The organism is Alkalimonas cellulosilytica (assembly GCF_036325985.1).
In the GTDB taxonomy this organism is placed as follows: domain Bacteria; phylum Pseudomonadota; class Gammaproteobacteria; order Enterobacterales; family Alteromonadaceae; genus Alkalimonas; species Alkalimonas cellulosilytica.
Map to the genome: position 1 here is coordinate 133,938 of NZ_JAUHLI010000002.1, position 17,073 is coordinate 151,010.

General features: G+C 55.2%; 10 protein-coding genes. 3 read left to right on the plus strand and 7 right to left on the minus strand.

Annotated elements, in window-relative coordinates:
• Positions 1 to 21: 21 nt before the first annotated feature.
• A complete protein-coding gene (locus QWY20_RS02425; RefSeq protein WP_330127439.1) occupies positions 22 to 933 on the minus strand; it encodes a LysR family transcriptional regulator in 912 nt (303 codons plus the stop codon).
• 167 nt (positions 934 to 1,100) lie between these two features.
• On the opposite strand from QWY20_RS02425, the gene QWY20_RS02430 reads away from it, so the two are divergent.
• The gene (locus tag QWY20_RS02430) at positions 1,101 to 2,555 is read left to right on the plus strand and encodes an NAD-dependent succinate-semialdehyde dehydrogenase (RefSeq protein ID WP_330127637.1); all 1,455 of its coding nucleotides are present in this window, start codon (positions 1,101 to 1,103) and stop codon (positions 2,553 to 2,555) included.
• Between the two features lie 30 nt (positions 2,556 to 2,585).
• Positions 2,586 to 3,872 (plus strand): 4-aminobutyrate--2-oxoglutarate transaminase, encoded by a 1,287-nt coding sequence (gabT, locus tag QWY20_RS02435; protein WP_330127440.1) that lies wholly within the window; start codon positions 2,586 to 2,588, stop codon positions 3,870 to 3,872.
• Positions 3,873 to 3,893: 21 nt separating this feature from the next.
• Here gabT and QWY20_RS02440 read toward each other — a convergent pair whose 3' ends face one another.
• From QWY20_RS02440 to QWY20_RS02465, 6 genes are all read right to left on the minus strand, one after another.
• A complete protein-coding gene (locus QWY20_RS02440; protein ID WP_330127441.1) occupies positions 3,894 to 5,492 on the minus strand; it encodes a tetratricopeptide repeat-containing sulfotransferase family protein in 1,599 nt (532 codons plus the stop codon).
• Positions 5,493 to 5,573: 81 nt separating this feature from the next.
• Positions 5,574 to 8,006, minus strand: coding sequence for a TonB-dependent receptor (locus tag QWY20_RS02445; RefSeq protein WP_330127442.1), 2,433 nt, complete (start codon positions 8,004 to 8,006; stop codon positions 5,574 to 5,576).
• A gap of 71 nt (positions 8,007 to 8,077) precedes the next feature.
• The gene (locus QWY20_RS02450; RefSeq protein ID WP_330127443.1) at positions 8,078 to 8,950 is read right to left on the minus strand and encodes a carbon-nitrogen hydrolase family protein; all 873 of its coding nucleotides are present in this window, start codon (positions 8,948 to 8,950) and stop codon (positions 8,078 to 8,080) included.
• 121 nt (positions 8,951 to 9,071) lie between these two features.
• A complete protein-coding gene (pdxR, locus tag QWY20_RS02455) occupies positions 9,072 to 10,904 on the minus strand; it encodes a MocR-like pyridoxine biosynthesis transcription factor PdxR (RefSeq protein WP_330127444.1) in 1,833 nt (610 codons plus the stop codon).
• 72 nt (positions 10,905 to 10,976) lie between these two features.
• Entirely contained in the window at positions 10,977 to 12,176 is a 1,200-nt protein-coding gene (locus tag QWY20_RS02460) for an MFS transporter (protein ID WP_330127445.1), read from the minus strand.
• A gap of 119 nt (positions 12,177 to 12,295) precedes the next feature.
• A complete protein-coding gene (locus QWY20_RS02465) occupies positions 12,296 to 15,235 on the minus strand; it encodes a choice-of-anchor D domain-containing protein (RefSeq protein ID WP_330127446.1) in 2,940 nt (979 codons plus the stop codon).
• A gap of 352 nt (positions 15,236 to 15,587) precedes the next feature.
• On the opposite strand from QWY20_RS02465, the gene QWY20_RS02470 reads away from it, so the two are divergent.
• Positions 15,588 to 17,072 (plus strand): SulP family inorganic anion transporter, encoded by a 1,485-nt coding sequence (locus QWY20_RS02470; RefSeq protein ID WP_330127447.1) that lies wholly within the window; start codon positions 15,588 to 15,590, stop codon positions 17,070 to 17,072.
• Position 17,073: the final 1 nt, after the last annotated feature.

Genomic DNA, 17,073 nt, shown 5'->3' on the forward strand with positions numbered 1-17,073 from the left:
AGCACGTCGAATGGCAGAACATCAGCTCTCCATCATCGCATGAAACAACTCAAATGCAAGTTGAACCTTGGTTTGTTCTTTTGGGTTGTGTTTGCGCACCAGTGATTGGCGAAAGGCATACTGATAATGCTCTGGCTGGATAAATCGCAATCTTGGGCCTTGGGCTGTCTGCAGATAAGGCTTTGCCAGCTCTTCTGGCAGATAGCCCAGGTAGCGGCCTGACAGCAGCAAAGCCAGCCGGGTATCAAACTGATAGGCTTTGGCCTTGGGGGTGAGCTTTTGCAGCTGCGCCCGGCCGGCCGGATCAATATCGACCCCGGGGTAAATCGCCGGGTAGCTGGCCAGCAGGGTGTCGTCAACCTCGGCATCTGGAAGCTCGAACAGTGGGTGCCCTTCGGCGCAGCACAAATAAATAGGGGTGCTGAATAAGGGTTGATAGCTCAAGCCATCGATTTGCCGGTAGCCGGGCATCAGGCCAAGGTGGGCCTCATCACGCAGCAAGGCCAGCTCAATATGTTGCAAAGGGGCAGTATCCAGGCACAGCTCCAGTTCAGGTGCCACCTCAGCCAGTCGATCGATCACTCTGGCCAGCCAGCTTAGCCTGGATGGCGGCAGTTGATCCGAGCTGAGCACCACCAGCTCACCGCTTAGCTGATTGTCGAGAGAAGCCACCAGCCGGGAAAAGTGCTGCTGAGCTTCGCTTAGTTGCAGGATGCCATTGTAAATCTGCTGGCCTTCCCGGGTTAGCGCAAAGCCCTGACGGCCGCGATGACAGAGCCGCAGTTTGAGTCGCTGCTCCAGATTGGCAATGTGAATGCTGATGGTGGAGCGGGTGATGTTCAGGCTGGTTTCGGCCGCGGTGAAGCCGCCACACTCCACCACGGTGCGAAATACCTGCAGCAGTTTTACATCGTACTGGGTCAGATTATGCATGGGCCTGGCTCTATAGTTTTATAGATATCAAACTAAACGTTTAAAGTTTGGTATTTAACCTTAGTTTTTTCTGAGGTTCAATAGAGCACAAGGCATAAACTGCAACCAAGCCACCGACAGCATCCACGGAGAGTCGTATGAGCACTTTCACCGAGAACACTTTGAATATGAGCACTTTGACGCAAAGCAACTTAGTAAAAAATGACAACTACTGGCAGGGACGTTGGCAAAGCGCCGCCCAGCGTTTTGCTGTCACCAACCCCGCTACCGGCGAGCTGCTGGCCGAGGTGGCTGATGCCACGCCGGCACAGGCACAGCAGGCAGTCAGTGCCGCAGCTGAGGCATTTGGCAGCTGGTCGGCACTACCAGCTGCCGAGCGCTCGGCTTTATTGTTGCGTTGGCAGCAACTGCTGCTGGCACATCAGGACGAGTTGGCCTTGTTGCTGACGCTGGAGCAAGGCAAGCCATTGGCGGAAGCCAAAGGTGAGATTGCTTATGGGGCCTCCTACCTGCAATGGTTTGCTGAAGAAGCCAAGCGGGTGTATGGCGATACCATACCGGCCCCGGCGGCGGATAAGCGCATTCTGGTAATCAAGCAGCCGGTGGGGGTGGTGACCGCCATTACGCCGTGGAATTTCCCCAATGCAATGATTGCCCGCAAAGCGGCAGCTGCACTGGCGGCCGGTTGTACCTTTGTGGTGAAACCGGCGCAGCAAACACCGTTATCGGCGCTGGCGCTGGCTGAGCTGGCAGCGCAGGCAGGGATCCCTGCCGGTGTTTTTAATGTGCTGGCCAGCACGGATGCCAAAGGCATTGGCGCCGTGCTGACCAAAGATCCTCTGGTAGCAAAATGCAGCTTTACCGGCTCGACACAAGTGGGCAAAACCTTACTGGCGCAATGTGCTGAAGGTGTGAAACGGGTGTCGATGGAGCTGGGTGGCAATGCGCCTTTTATCGTGTTTGAGGATGCCGATCTGGATGCAGCGGTACAGGGCTTGATGGCGTCGAAGTTTCGTAATGCCGGCCAGACCTGCGTTTGTACCAACCGGGTCTATGTGCAGGCATCGGTGCTGCCTCAGTTTAGCCAGAAACTGCAGCAGGCAGTGGCGGCTTTACGCATTGGCAATGGTACCGCGCCTGGCATCGATCTTGGCCCGCTGATTGATGAAGCCGCCTGCCAGAAAGTACATAGCCTGGTGCAGGACGCCATGACCGCCGGAGCAGAGCTTATCTGTGGTGGTCAGCGCCAGCACAGCTCAGGACTGTTCTATCTGCCGACCATTTTAACCGGCGTGAACGCAGCGATGGCGGTGGTACAGCAAGAGATTTTTGGCCCGGTAGTGGCCTTGCAGTCGTTCGACAGCGAGGCTGAGGTGCTGGCTAAGGCCAATGCCACCGAGCATGGCCTGGCGGCCTACTTTTACAGTCGCGATATCGGCCGTATTTTCCGGGTGTCGGAGGGCCTGAGTTACGGCATGGTCGGAGTCAACGAAGGCATTATTTCAAATGCTGCGGCGCCTTTTGGTGGCGTCAAACAATCCGGTTATGGCCGCGAAGGCTCGAAGTATGGGCTGGAAGATTACCTCACCATTAAATACATCTGCTTAGGTGGCCTGGCCTGAGCCAGCCTATTCACTACGAAGGAAAAAACCATGAACAACCAACAGCTGCAACAACGAAAACAAGCGGTGATAGCGCGCGGCCAGGGCAATTTGTACCCGGTTTATGTCGAGCGGGCCCGCAATGCCGAAGTCTGGGATGTCGAAGGCAAACGCTACATTGACTTTGGCACTGGCATTGCGGTCTGCAATACCGGCCATTCGCATCCGAAAGTGGTGGAGGCTGTGGTTGGGCAGGTTGGCCGTTTTAGCCACAGCTGTGTGATGATCAACCCATACCCGCAAGCGGTGGAACTGGCGGAACGGCTCACCCGGCTGGCACCAGGCCCCTCAGCGAAAAAAGCCATTTTTGTCACCACAGGCGCAGAAGCGGTGGAAAACTGCGTGAAAATCGCCCGGGCGCATACCCGGCGTCGCGGTGTGATTGCATTTACCGGTGGTTTTCATGGCCGCACCAATATGACGATGGCGCTGACTGGCAAAGTGACCCCCTACAAAAACCTGTTTGGTCCTTTTCCGGCTGATATTTTTCATGCGCCTTTTCCAATCCCTTACCACGGCATCTCAGTTGAACAGGCGTTAAAAGCCTTGCAGACGCTGTTTAAAACTGATATTGCGCCAGAGGATGTTGCGGCCATTATTATTGAACCGGTGCAGGGCGAAGGCGGCTTTTACCCGGCCCCGAAAGCATTTATGCAGGCCTTGCGGCAGTTGTGCGATCAGCATGGCATGGTGCTGATTGCCGATGAAATTCAAACCGGCTTTGGTCGCACCGGAAAATTTTTTGCCACCGAGTACAGTGGCATCGAGCCGGATCTGATGACCATGGCCAAAGGCATTGCCGGTGGTTTTCCGATAGCGGCGGTGGTGGGGAAAAGTGCGATCATGGATGCGCCACTGCCTGGAGGCCTGGGCGGTACTTATGGCGGCTCGCCGGTAGGTTGCGCGGCTGCCCTGGCGGTGTTGGATGTGCTGGAGCAGGAAAATCTGGTGGAGCGCAGTCGCGCCATCGGTGCGGCGTTTGCCGAAAGTCTGCAAAGCCTGCAACGACAGTTCCCGGCTTTGATTGGTGATATTCGCCAGCAAGGTGCGATGATCGCGATGGAGCTGGTAAAAGACGGCGATGCCAATCAGCCCAACCCGGAGCTGACGCAACGCATTATCCAGGCGGCAGAACAACACGGCTTGATCCTGCTGGCCTGCGGTTTTTACGGCAATGTGATCCGGTTTTTACCCCCGCTGACCATCGAGTTTGAGGTGCTGCACGAAGGCTTGGAAAAGCTGGAGGTATTGCTGCACTCCTTGCTCAGCCAGCGCTAATGCCGTCTGGCAAGGCTGTGGTCAGTCTGTTGTTGAGTCTGGCTGCAGCCAGGGCCTCAAGGCGGCCAGTTCGTTGCTAAAATGCTGCCAACGCTTGAGCGACGACTGATACAGCGGCTGCCGTATCTGGCTGGCGCTGCCGGTGGCACTGGCTTGCTGATTGAGTTGATGAAAATTCAGATACTCATCCTGCCAGGGCAGATCGCAAAAGGCGAACAGTGTCGGTACCACTTTTTCTGGCTGGCGAACCAGCTGTTCGTACTGCACCTGATGAATGCGACCTGGTAGCAGCTGCTGCCAGTGCTGCATTAACTGCTGATACCCCTGCATGTAGCGGCCCAGCTCGGTCAGATCGTAGGAGAAGGGGTAGGCATTGGCAAACAGATGCTTGTAAATGGCGTAGGCATGATCCATCGGATCACGCTGGATATGAATGATTTTGGCCTTGGGCAAAGCCAGTGCAATCAAGCCCAGGTACAAAAAATTCAGCGGCAGTTTATCGACAAAATAAGGTGTTTGCCCGGTCAGCGGCCGGGTGCTGTCGAGATAGGCCTGTCCCAGTTGTTGCCAGTTCAGCCTAGCGCTTTGTTGTACCAGGGTTACTTTATCCATCGCAGCCTGGCCTGGGCTCCGCTTACGAATGGCCTGCTGCAAACACTGGGCGAAGTTATTCAGCTCGCCGGCCAGTTGCACCTGAGGCGAGCAGCCTAAAAAACGCTCCAGTAAGGTAGAACCTGCTCTAGGCAGGCCCAGAATAAAAACGGGCTCGGCAGAGTTGCAGCCGCCGTCAGCCTGGCTGATGAGCGATTCATCAAAGGTGTCGGCAATGGCGCGCATCACTGCCAAATCCTGTTTAACATCGTACTGCAGGTGCTGACGCCGGATGCTGGCCCCTTGTTGCAGCGCCTGAAACGACTCCGGGTACTGCTGCAGGTCTTCCAGGGTTTTGGCCAGTGCATAATACAGCTGCACCTGGTCTTTGGGGCTCAGATCCGGCCTAGCCAGTTGCTCAGCAAGAGCGATGGCATGGTTGCTGTCCGGAGTTTGTTTGCGCAGCCCGCTCAGAAAATGCCAGGCTTCGGCATCCCCAGGGGCCAGCTGCAAGGCTGTCAGGACATGTTGCTCGGCCTGCGCCAGCTCTCCACAAATTCGCAGCATGGTCGCGTAATTAAAGTGCAGGGTGGCGTTGTCTGGTTGCAATTGCAAAGCGCGCTGATACAGCCTGGCAGCGGTGTCGTACTGCTGCAGCTGACTAAGCTGCAGCGCCAGCCGGCTGAGGGTCAGGGCGTCATCGGGCGCTGAGCTCACCAGCTTGGTTGCCAGCGCCTGAGCCGCTGCACTTTGCTGGCAGAGCAAAAAACATTCCAGCAAGCGCAACCGGACGGAGAAATTCTCCGGTGCCAGCGTCTCGGCGCGTTGGGCAAACTCCAGTGCTTTGAGGGCTTGCTGGCTTTGTTCGGCAAAATGACTGGCCGCCAGCCAGCTCAGACTATGCTGTGGAAAGGCCTGTACCACGTTTTGCACCAAGGCCTTGGCTTGGGGTAAATCCTGCCGTTGCAGCGCCTGCCAGAAGGGCGCAAGCGCTTGGTGGATATCGGGTGTGGTCGCGGATAATGACATCGGGTATTCAAATCCAGGCTCTGATCCAGGCTCTGACGCTATCTAAACAGGGTTGCATCCGGGATGCAACCCTGCAGCAGGCTAGAAGCGATAAGTGACCGATAGGCCTACCGTGCGGGGTTGGGTGATGTAGTCTTTCGAGCCATTGCCGAGGAAGTTTTGCCCCGGCTCAGTGCCCATATAGCCCTCCGACAGCACGCCGGTCACGCCATCTTCGTTGAAGATGTTGCGCAGATAAAGTGCAAATTGCCACTGCTCGCCATACAGACTAGTGCTGAGGTTTGCCAGCCAGAACGACGGCAAGTCAATGTCGAAGTTCGGATTGCTGCCAAGGGCATTGCGTGAACTGGATTGATAATACAACCCGGCAGTGGTGACCAGGTAGTAACGGGCTGAAATATCGTAACTGTGGCTTAAACTACCGCTGAAGGTATTTTTGGCGGTGCTGGGCAGCTGCTCGCCTTTGCGTGAATGGGTAAAGCTACCCGGGTTGGCTGCGGTACCGGATGGAGCCACCAGATCGGCGGTGAGCTTGGCATCGACGTACGAATAACCCAGATTGTAGCTCAGGCTGGAGCTCAAATAACCACGCAGCTCCAGTTCTAGGCCCTGGGTGCGGGCAGAATCGCCGTTGACTGCGGCAAAGAAACCCCAGTTGGGTGTGCTGATGTTGAGCTGCGGATCATCCCAATCGGTATAGAATAAAGAGGCGGCGTAAAAATGCTGGCCGACCATGCCTTTGATGCCCACTTCGTAGTTAAGGACTGAGTCGGCATCGTAGCTGAGATAAGCCGGGTTCTCGGCAAAGGTGCCACTTACCGGCACGGCCGTGGTGCCGCCCCGGCGATAGCCTTCGGAAACGGTGGCGTACAGCATGCTGTGCTCAGTCCAGTCGTACGATAGATTCAGTTTAAACAAAGTACCGTTGTCACTAAAGTTGGAATCCATCACGGCTGGGCCCGGGTAAATCGGCAGTTCAATCAGGGTATCGTTGCGGATTTTGTTGTGAAAGTAGCGTAGGCCAAAGGTTGCCCGAAAGGCATCACTCAGGTGCCAGGTCAGCTCACCAAAGACCGAGGTATCCCGCACATTGCGACTGTCGCGGTACAAAAAGTCCTGATCGGTGAGCACGCCGCCCCAGCTGGCTAATGTCTGGTCAAAGCCACTGGCCTGGGCCCACTCGCTAAAGCCCGGCATAAAACTATCCTGCCCGGAGCGGGTATCCTGATCCAGGTAGAAGGCCCCCAGTATCCAGTCCAGCTGGCGCTGGCCATTAGAAACCAGCCGGACTTCCTGCGCAAAGCCTTTGTCCTGATAAAAGCGCTCGGCTGATGCCATCGGCCGTGGCGAGCCGCCATAGTACCAGGCAAACCAGTTGTTCTGGGCGTAGAAGCCTGTGTTGTCGCTGGTGGAGCTGCCTTTGTGATCGTAACTGGAGGTGCTGGAGGTCATGGTGGCAAAGCCGAGATCCCATTCCAGCTCCAGCGCCAGCGCATCAACATCCCGTTCACTGGGCTCCAGCTGGATGGCGCCATTTTCATAGTCCCGGTAGTCTTGTTCGCTGCCGGTGACCCAGTTGGTGCCACGGGTCACCTGGCGGCGAGCGCCGATCTTGTCTTGCTGGAACTGATAGGACAATAGAGCGTTGAAGTTATCGCTTGGTTGCCACAGCAGTGCCACCCGACCGTAATCGATTTCGACGGTATCGGCATCTTTGACTGAACGGAATACCGGGCCGCCATCGGCAATATCACCACCAGCCGCGACCGGAGCACCCTGAGCATTCAGCTGATAGACATTGGGGTAATCAACCAGACCGTCATTATCAATCCGCCCCAGGTAGCCGCGCACTGCGAATTGATTGCTAAGCGGCAGGTTGAGCAGTAGATCCAGGTTTTTATTAAAACCACCCGAGCCCTTGCTTTGACTGAGGCTGGCCGAGACTTTGCCTTCGGTATCCAGCAGATCAGGCCGGTTCATCCGGTAACGCACGGTCCCTGCCAGCGAGCCGGAGCCATACAGGGTGCCTTGCGGTCCACGCAGCACTTCGACCGCATCGATGTCTTTGAGAATAAAGTTGGCAAACAGCGGGGTTTCATTGACATAGGTAGACACTGTTGGCACAGCATTTAGCGCGAAATCGCCATTACCGGCGGAGTCGACGTTCATGCCACGGATCACGATGTTGTTGATGACACCTGAGTTGCGGTAGCCGCGGTCAACCACGGTAATGCCCGCCATCTCCCGCATCATATCCACCGAGTCGATAATATGGCGTTCTTCCAGTTGCTGGCCACTGATCACCGAAATGTTGTATGGGATTTCTTCCGCCATTTGTGGCCGCCGACTGGCTGTGACAGTGATGCGTTCCACCTGCCACTCGGCCGTGTTTTGCTGCTCTTGTTCGGCGCTTGCTGCCATCGGCAACAGCAAGGCGGAGCTGACGGCCAGCGCCAGTGGTGCTTTACGAAAGGTGGTAGCCATACCGGTTTGTCCTGTTGTGCGAGCGTTCATGTTGGTTCCCCGTTGCTTTTTTTTTAGTCAGTTCACCCTAATCCAGGCTTGGTGTTGATGTAAGCGCCAGTTCAGAAGGTTCCATGGGTCCAGTTTCTGCCTGCTGGCTTTTCCAGTGCACCAAGCTGGTCCAGGGCTTCAGATCGTGCTCCCGGCTGGTACTGTGGAAAGGGCAGTGGGTGATCGCGAAAGCTTTTCAGCGGCTGGCCCAGGCTGTGCCAACCCTGTTGGCGCGTCCGTCGCAAGTAGGCCAGATCCAGCTCCACCACAATGGCCTCGTGATGCACGCTGGCCTGATGGATCACTTCGCCACCCGGACCGGCAATGATGGATTGACCAACGCCCATGGTGCCAGCAGCATTGATATCAATCAGGTAGCACTGATTGGTACAGGCATTGGTGCGGGCGATGGCCAGCTCGACATTGCGGTCGATGGTGTTGGTCAGAGTCGGGTGCAGGATCACTTCGGCACCTTGCCACACCAGCGCCCGGATACTTTCCGGAAACCACATGTCGTAGCAGATGGATAGCCCGAAACGGCCAACGTCCGGAATGTCGAACACGGTAAATTCTGTACCGGCACTCACGCCAACTTCATAGGGTAAAAACGGATAAAGTTTGCGGTAGCGGCAGTGCACGCTGCCATCCGGAGCCAGCACGGAGCTGGTGTTGTAGATCTGATCGCCATCCCGCTCGAACAAAGAGCCATTGCACAACCAGATGCCAGCTTCAATCGCCAGCTGACCATAGCGCTGCTCAGCTGGCCCTGGCAGTGGTTCGGCAAAGCGCGGCGCCGGGCCAAAGGTGCACAGCTCGGGCAGCAGGATCATATCCAGGTTGGGGTAACGTCGTTTGGTAGCCAGCACCTGCTCGCGTATCAGCGGGAAGTTGTCTGTGCCAGGTGTCAGGGCCAGTTGCAATCCAGCCAGGGTAAAAGTGGTCATCTACAGACTCCGGTCAAAGCCCGGAGGATCCCGGGACAGTTGGGTTCTGTTGTCAGCATAGGAAAGCAGCCGGCGAAGGGGTAGGGCCAGATGCTGGTGATTGATGGAGCCAGATGGTCTGCTATTCCCGATCGTCTGATGAATGCAGCATAAAAAACGCTGAGTCAACCCGTTTTTGCTGACGTACCCAGTTGATGCGGTTGCCATCGGTGTACAGCTCGAAGCCGAGCACTTCGCCATAGGACCAGTGCTGCCACTGCCGGTACCAGTGGTCGCCTTCCAGCCACCACTTGCCCTGATCCTGTTTTTCATCATGGTAGCCTTCAAAGCCCTGTATGCTGCCATCGGCATGCAAGCGAATGCGGTAGGGATCACCAAACACAGTACGGCCAATAAATTCACAGCGGCTGACAAAATCCCGCAATGCCTGACCGGTCAGACGCTCGCCAAAACAGAGCTCGGTGCTTTCTTCGGTCTGCTCATCTTGCTGCCAGCGCCATATCAGTTTGGCCAGTTGTTCAATGCCATCGCGGATCTTCTGGCTGGGAATACTGCTGACCCCCAGTCGGATATAGTGCATCGGTTTGCTTTTGCCGCCATAAAAGCGGCTGACCGGCTCAATTAGAATACCCGCTTTGGCGGCTTCAGCGGCAAAGCGCTCGCTGTTCAGTTGCTCTGGCCCCCGGATCCAGCAGGTGCTGCCGCCGACAGTGCGGGAAGTGACAATGGCGGTGGATAAATAATGATTCAGTGCTTCCCGCATCTGCTGCCAGCGCTCGGCCAGTTCCTGATTAAGCCGGCGCATGGTCTGGTCGTAGTAACCGAGCGATAGAAACAGACCCATAATGCGTTGATTATTCGCTGGCGGATGGCGCAGCATCAAGGATCGTAACTGGCGGGCTTTACGGATCACCTCGGCCGGCGCCACCAGAAAACCGAGCCGAAGGCCCGGTGCTAGTACTTTGGAAAAACTGGAGACATAGAGCACCCGTCCCTGGCTGTCCAGACTTTTGATGGCCGGATGAGGCTGGCTGATAAAATTGGTTTCGCACTCGTAATCATCTTCCAGGATCAGAAAGTCGTCCTGCTCGGCACGTTGCAACAACGCCTGACGTTTCTCCATCGACATGGTCACGGCGGTTGGCATCTGGTGGCTGGGGGTGACATACACCAGATCGGCATGGGGCGGTATCGCTTCCACATCGATGCCATCTTCTTGCACCTCGACAAAGTGCAGCGGACTGAAATTGAGTTGGGCCAGCTGGCGCATCCCTTGATAGCCGGGCTCTTCCATTGCCAGCAAGGTTTGGTGATTGAGTAGTAATCTTGCCAGCAGATAAAGCGCTTGCTGGGAGCCGAGTGTGACCAGGATTTCATCGCTGTTGGCCTGAATGCCACGACGGGGGAGTACCTTGGTGCGAATTTCTTCGGTCAGCAATTGATCGTCCTGATGACCGCTGTCGGAGGCCCAGCCTTTGATTTCACCGACATTTAAGCTGAGCTTGGAGCACTCTCGCCACTGATTGACCGGGAAAAGCGAGGGATCAAACTGGCCATTAATAAAAGGATAGGGGTAGTGTTGCCAGTTATCCGGATAAGGCGGCGGGCTGTTTTCAAGCTTTAATTTTGGCAGCCGCTGCGACCAATTCAGGCTGGAGCCCTTGGTTGTTGGCTTATTGGCCGAATCAGGACTGGCATGCAACTCGAACAGCTGCTCGTTGACATAGATGCCACTGCGCTCTTTGCTGATCAGGTAGCCTTCATCAATCAGCTGTTGATAGGCATGCACCACTGTATTGCGGGCAATCCCCAGTTGTTCGGCCAGTTTGCGCGAGGAAGGCATCTTGCTGCCACAGCCAAAGTAGCCATTTAAAATGGTTTGGATCAGCTTTTGGATCAGTTGTTGTTGCAGGTTGGAACTGCCATCCGGCTCTAAAACAAACAGGTGCTGCATAGTTTATTAGGTCATTTTTATACTGCAGTGTTAACCAGCATACGGTGCTGTGCTGGCAACTGCAAGAGCGGATTAGTCCGCCCGATCCAGCAAGCGAGCTGGATACAAAGTAACCAAAGCCGCGGCAATCAGCATCACCACCGCCACATTAATCAGCAGGGGGTACTGGGTATTACCAAGCAACAGGGCGGCAATCAGCGGGCCTGACGCCAACCCCATTTTGGAGGCAAAACCACCCAGCGCCGCCATTTGGCCAGCTTTGTCGAACTCGGCACAGATCCCGAGCAGGTAGGCAATGCTGAAAGCCCAGGTGATACCAACCGCGATATTGGCCAGCCAAAACACCCAGGCGAGGGCACTAAAGTGCAGTGCAAAGGTGGCAATGGCGGTGATCAAAATGCCGCAAAACAGCGGCAGCAGGCGGCCGAAGCGGGTGGAGAACAGAATCACCAGGCCAGAGCCGAGGATGCCCAGCCAAGCTGACACCCCAAGCGCCGGGGCTATGGTGGTCATGCTAAGACCGGCTTGTTCACCAAGGTCAATGATGTAGGCATAGAGCCCCATATTGGCAGCCTGAAACAGAAACACCGCGAAAATCGACGCCAGCAAGGGTTTGCGGCGAATATCGCTGCTTTTCGCCTGCTTGCTGCTTTGACTGACCGGGTAATCCTGTAAAAACGGCAGCATCAGCAAAGCCGTGGTACTGAACAGGATGAGCGCAAGGAAAAGGATCCAGGCGCCGACAACAGGAACCATGGGGGGCAACACCATGACACCCAGGCCACCCAGACCAAACTGGACCAACAGCAACATGCCAAAGGTTTTATGCACCTGCTCGGTACGGGCGATGACTGCAAAAGCAATACCGACCAACAGGCCACCAATGCAACCATGCACACCACGCAGCGCCAGCATCGCCCAGGGATGCTGGATCCACATTGACAAGAAGTCGAGGCTGATAAGTGCCAGCAATAAGGCCGTACAGACAGGCTTCCAGCGCCAGGATTTAACAATAAACACGGCGACCAGAGCACCTACGGCGGCGCCATAGATGTTGCTGGATGCAATTAAACCCGCCTGACGATGGCTAAAACCCAGGCCGTCAATCAGACCAGAGACCAAAGCAGGCATGATATTGACGTAAAACAGCCCCGCCGTGGCCAAAAAGGCCAGCAGCACCCGGGCTGCCATGCCATGGCTTTGTACCTTGGGCCAGCGTTGCCAGACGTTAAGCCGATCGGAAGTGGGTAAAGCATGGCTGCTATCGGTCATAAGGCACCTGTAAGATGATTCGTGAGCTTTCAGCCTATCAGCTTTTGCGTCAGAGCATAGAGCCAGTTTTTGCCAAATGATGGTGCCAGTTTGTTCAACTGGCACCTGTTGTTGCATCCTTACTGACAGACCGGGGCTATCTTGGCCAGTTCGTTGACCGTCTGGGTAAAACCATACTCCTGATTGTCACTGACGTAGTAATAAATCATGCCGTTGGGCAGCAGCACCACACCAATACCGCCAAAACCAGACATATAAGGTACCCAGCTTGGGTTCTGGCACTGCACTATTTGTGAGGCACTCAGATCATAAGCCCAGAAACCCAGCCGGTAACGGCTGCTGGTACTGCCGGTGTTCAGGCCGCCATTGCTGCCTTGCTGCAAGGCATCCTGCAACATGCCCGGGTGCAGCAGTTGCTGCCCTTGCACCTGGCCCTGTTGCAGCAAGGCAAAACGGCCCAGTTTTAACAAGTCGTCGCTAAGTAAACTCAGGCCAAAACCGGCCCAGGGCAGAGCGACACTGTCGTAACTGCGCCGGCTCTCATAGCTGAGAGGGCTCAGTGCCAATGGTTCCCACAACTCCTCTACCAACAGATCCCGATAGTAATCAGCATTTACACCAGCCATTTGCCGGTAATACTGCTGCATAGCGGCACTTAAAATGTAGGTATCCGAGCTGTGGTACACAAAGAGGCTGCCCGGCGTGGCCTTGCGCGGGTATGCGCAGGCATGCTGGATTTTATCGGCATGGGTGGCGGTTAAAAAGAACTCCTGAATGGTTTTAGTGGCCCCTTCATCGACAGAATCACCGGCCGAGTCGTAGTTGCCGGTTGCCATATCCAGTGCCTGCTCCAGGCTGACATCACTCCAGCGACTGCCCGGACATTGTGGCACCAAGGAGCTAACCGCCAGAGCTTTGGCCGAGCCGCCGTACTTTTGCTCTAAACGCATCAGGCCAAAACCTGCCACCACCGACTTGGCGGTAGAGTAAGAGGGTAGAGCCATCACGCTGCAATAGGGGTAATTGCCCTGGCGGGTGGCGCAGGCGCCCTGATAATGCACGCCCTGGTAATAGATACCATAAGCAGTACGGTGCTGGCTGCTTTGTTCGCTGCCGATGGTCGCCAGGTTCAGATTGGCCGCCGGGTAATCGCTGGCCAGCTCCGCCAGGGGTTTAACCGGAAGGCGCTGGGCTTGTTCCTGCAAATAGTTTTGTACAATGCTGGCCTCATCCGCAATGGCATGGGGCTGATAGCTGGCACTGAGCTTGCCGTGCAGGTTGAATTTAAAGTACTGGCAGGTTTCCTGGGCAATTTGATAGGCCAGGTTGGACACAGAACCATCGTCTTTGAATAAAAAGGTCATCACACCATTGTGAATGCAGTTGGCATTGACTTCCTGCAGTGCAAAAGGCAAAGCAACCCGGCTGTAGCCCTGATCGCCTGCTTCCTGCCAAACCCGGCCTGGCAATAAAATGTAATCCCAGGATGGATGACCACTTTGGATCAGCTGACGTTGAACCGGCAGCAAATGGGTGCCTTTTTGTACAAACTCGAATTCAAAAGCAGGCAGGGTATTTGGCGACGTATAGGCGCTGGCCAGGTTGGTGCCTTGCTCGCTGAACACACCCGGTGTAATGGTCAGGCTAAGGGTGCCACGGAACTGATGCTCCGGATTGGCTGCCTGGGCCGGCACAGCGTAATGGCTGTAGTTGACCAGTTGTCCCTGGGCTGTGCTCATCAACTGGCTATAGCCCAGTGCACTGCGATTAACTTGGCCGCTGCCATCCAGACAATCGTAGTCGCAACCCGGCGTTCCGTTATCGACCACGCCGACACCAGATAATTGGCTGACAAAGGGGGTGTCGGGTGCATTGGATGGCACAGTCAGCGTGGCTTGAAACAGATCTGCTGTGGTGGGGGTAAAAGTTACCGTTAGCTGACAACTGCTGCTTGGGATCAGGCTTTGCAAAGAACAGCTATCCTGGCTCAGATTAAACGTTTCATTGGTCAGGCTGACTTGCTGCAGCTCCAGGGTAGCGGAACCGGTATTGCTGATGGTGTAGCTTTGCACTGTGCTTTGGCCGGTTTCGGTATCAGCAAACTGCGTTTGGCCACTAAAATGAAGCTGTGGCAGAGGAGTAGTATCCATTGCTGTACCGGTTAGCTCGACATTGTCGCCATAGCAGTAATTGCCGTACAAGGTATAGGCACGGAAGCGCAGCCGGAGATCTGGCTGGTTATCCAGGCCAGTGCTGATACTACCGGTGGTAAAGTTGCCGTTGGCTTGCCCAGCTCCTCGCGTCATTAAGGTTTGCCAGCTTTGGCCGCCATTCACGGAATACTCCGCATAGCACAAATCGCCGGGCACCAGATAAAGGGCTGCCAGATCCATGCTCAAATGCACCTGTTGATAGCCTTCGGTCGAAACCGCCAGCACGCCCTGGCGTAAGCCATCCAACCGTATGGAGTAGTTGCCTGCGTACAGATTAATCTGATCAGAGCCCAAACCACTCATGCTCCAGGCCGGATAACTGCCGGATTGGAAATCCTCTTGCAGCAAAAGAGAGCCGGGCGCGGTGGTTCCGGTTAGCAGCACATTGTCACCATAGCAGTAGTGACCGTACAAGGTGTAAGCACGAAAGCGTAGCCGCAGATCCTGTTGATTATCCAGGCCAGAGCTGATAGTACCGGTACTAAAGTTGCCGCTGGCCTGGCCAGCTCCTAGTGTGACTACGGTTTGCCAGCTTTGGCCGCCATTCAGCGAATACTCGGCATGGCAAAAGTCACCAGGCACCAGATAAAGGCCAGCCAGATCCATGCTCAACTGCACGTTTTGATAGCCACTGGTAGACAGATGCATTTCAGCGGTGCGCAGACCATCAAGGCGCAGCGACACATTACCAAAGTAATAATTGGCGCTATCCGAGCCTAAGCCACTCAGTTGCCAGTCACTGTACTGGCCGGTTTGGAAATCCTCCTCAAACACAATGGAGGCAGAAACAACAGCAGGCACCGCAGTAGCGAGTAGCAAACTCAGGGTGAGTATGAGGGTTTTCATAAAAGTTGTCCTGTATAAATAGTAGGCAACTTACCTTTGCATTGATGGCCGGTTGGCGGTAGAGCCAGTTGCTGTGAAAAGAAAGAGCCAGTTTGGAGGTGTTGCTTAGAAAATACCGTTTTCCCCAACTTGACCTAAAACGTCTGCCTAACTGGCCACTTTCTGGCTTTTAAGCCATCTTTCCACTACACTACGCGCCTTTTTCCGACACCGGTTTGTGAGGGCGCGGGCCAATGTAAGTGTTTTTCCTACGTACGATCCAATGAAATTGCTGGAAAAATGCATGCTGTTATCGGCAGGGTGTCATTTCTAGCGCTTGTTACTTTCAACCGAACGACGCGGGACGAACAAGATGCTTGCTTCTATCAAACAAAACTGGTTTTCCAATCTGCGCGGTGATGTGCTGGCTGCCATTGTGGTGGCGCTGGCGCTGATTCCTGAAGCCATTGCCTTTTCCATTATTGCTGGGGTCGACCCCAAGGTCGGTCTGTACGCTTCCTTTTGCATTGCCGTGATCACGGCGTTTGCCGGTGGCCGGCCGGGGATGATTTCGGCGGCAACCGGTGCCATGGCGCTGTTGATGGTGACCCTGGTGCGTGAGCATGGCCTGGAGTATCTGCTGGCTGCGACCTTGCTGTGTGGTCTGCTGCAAATTGTGTTTGGGCTACTCAAGCTCGGTGAGCTGATGCGCTTTGTGTCGCGCTCGGTGGTCACCGGCTTTGTCAACGCGCTGGCGATTCTGATCTTTATGGCGCAGTTGCCAGAGCTGACCGGCCAGCATGGCTCTGTGCTGGTGTACAGCATGACGGCACTGGGTTTAGCCATTATTTACCTGTTCCCTTATGTCACCAAAGCCATCCCATCGCCTTTGGTCTGCATTGTGGTGCTCACAGCGTTGGCGTTGTATTTTGGCCTGGACCTTCGTACTGTTGCCGATATGGGCGAGCTGCCGGATAGCCTACCGATTTTCCTGTGGCCGGATGTGCCGCTGAACTTTGATACCCTGGCCATCATTTTCCCGTACTCGCTGGCGCTGGCTGTGGTGGGTATTCTGGAATCTTTAATGACAGCGACTATTGTCGATGATTTAACCGATACCAGCAGCGATAAAAACCGTGAGTGCGTGGGGCAGGGTGTGGCCAATATCGGCTCGGGTTTGATTGGTGGTATGGCCGGTTGTGCCATGATTGGTCAGTCGGTGATCAACGTCAAATCCGGTGGCCGTACCCGGCTATCGACTTTGTTGGCTGGCATACTGTTGTTGATCCTGGTGGTATTCCTGGATCAGTGGGTGGGTCTCATCCCGATGGCGGCTCTGGTAGCGGTGATGATTATGGTGTCGATTGGTACCTTTGACTGGAGCTCGGTACGAAACTTAAACACCAACCCGAAAAGTTCCAGTGTGGTGATGATTGCGACCGTAGTGGTGGTGGTCTTTACCCATAACCTGGCTTATGGTGTACTGGTGGGTGTGCTGCTAAGTGCGCTGTTTTTTGCCAACAAAGTGGGGCGGATTTTGTATATTGGTTCCAGCTTGTCGAACGATGGTCAGGAGCGCAGTTATCAGGTGGTGGGTCAGGTATTTTTCACCTCGGCCGAGCAGTTTATTGCGGGCTTTGATTTTAAGGAAGCGGTGGAAAAAGTTCGCATCGATCTAAGCCGGGCTCACTTTTGGGATATCACCGCCATCAGCTCGCTGGATAAGGTGGTGCTCAAGTTTCGCCGTGAAGGCACTGCAGTGGAGCTGATTGGCTTGAATGAAGCCAGTGCTACGCTGGTGGATAAGTTTGCCGTGCACAACCGCCCGGATGCGGTCGAAAAACTGATGGGACATTAGG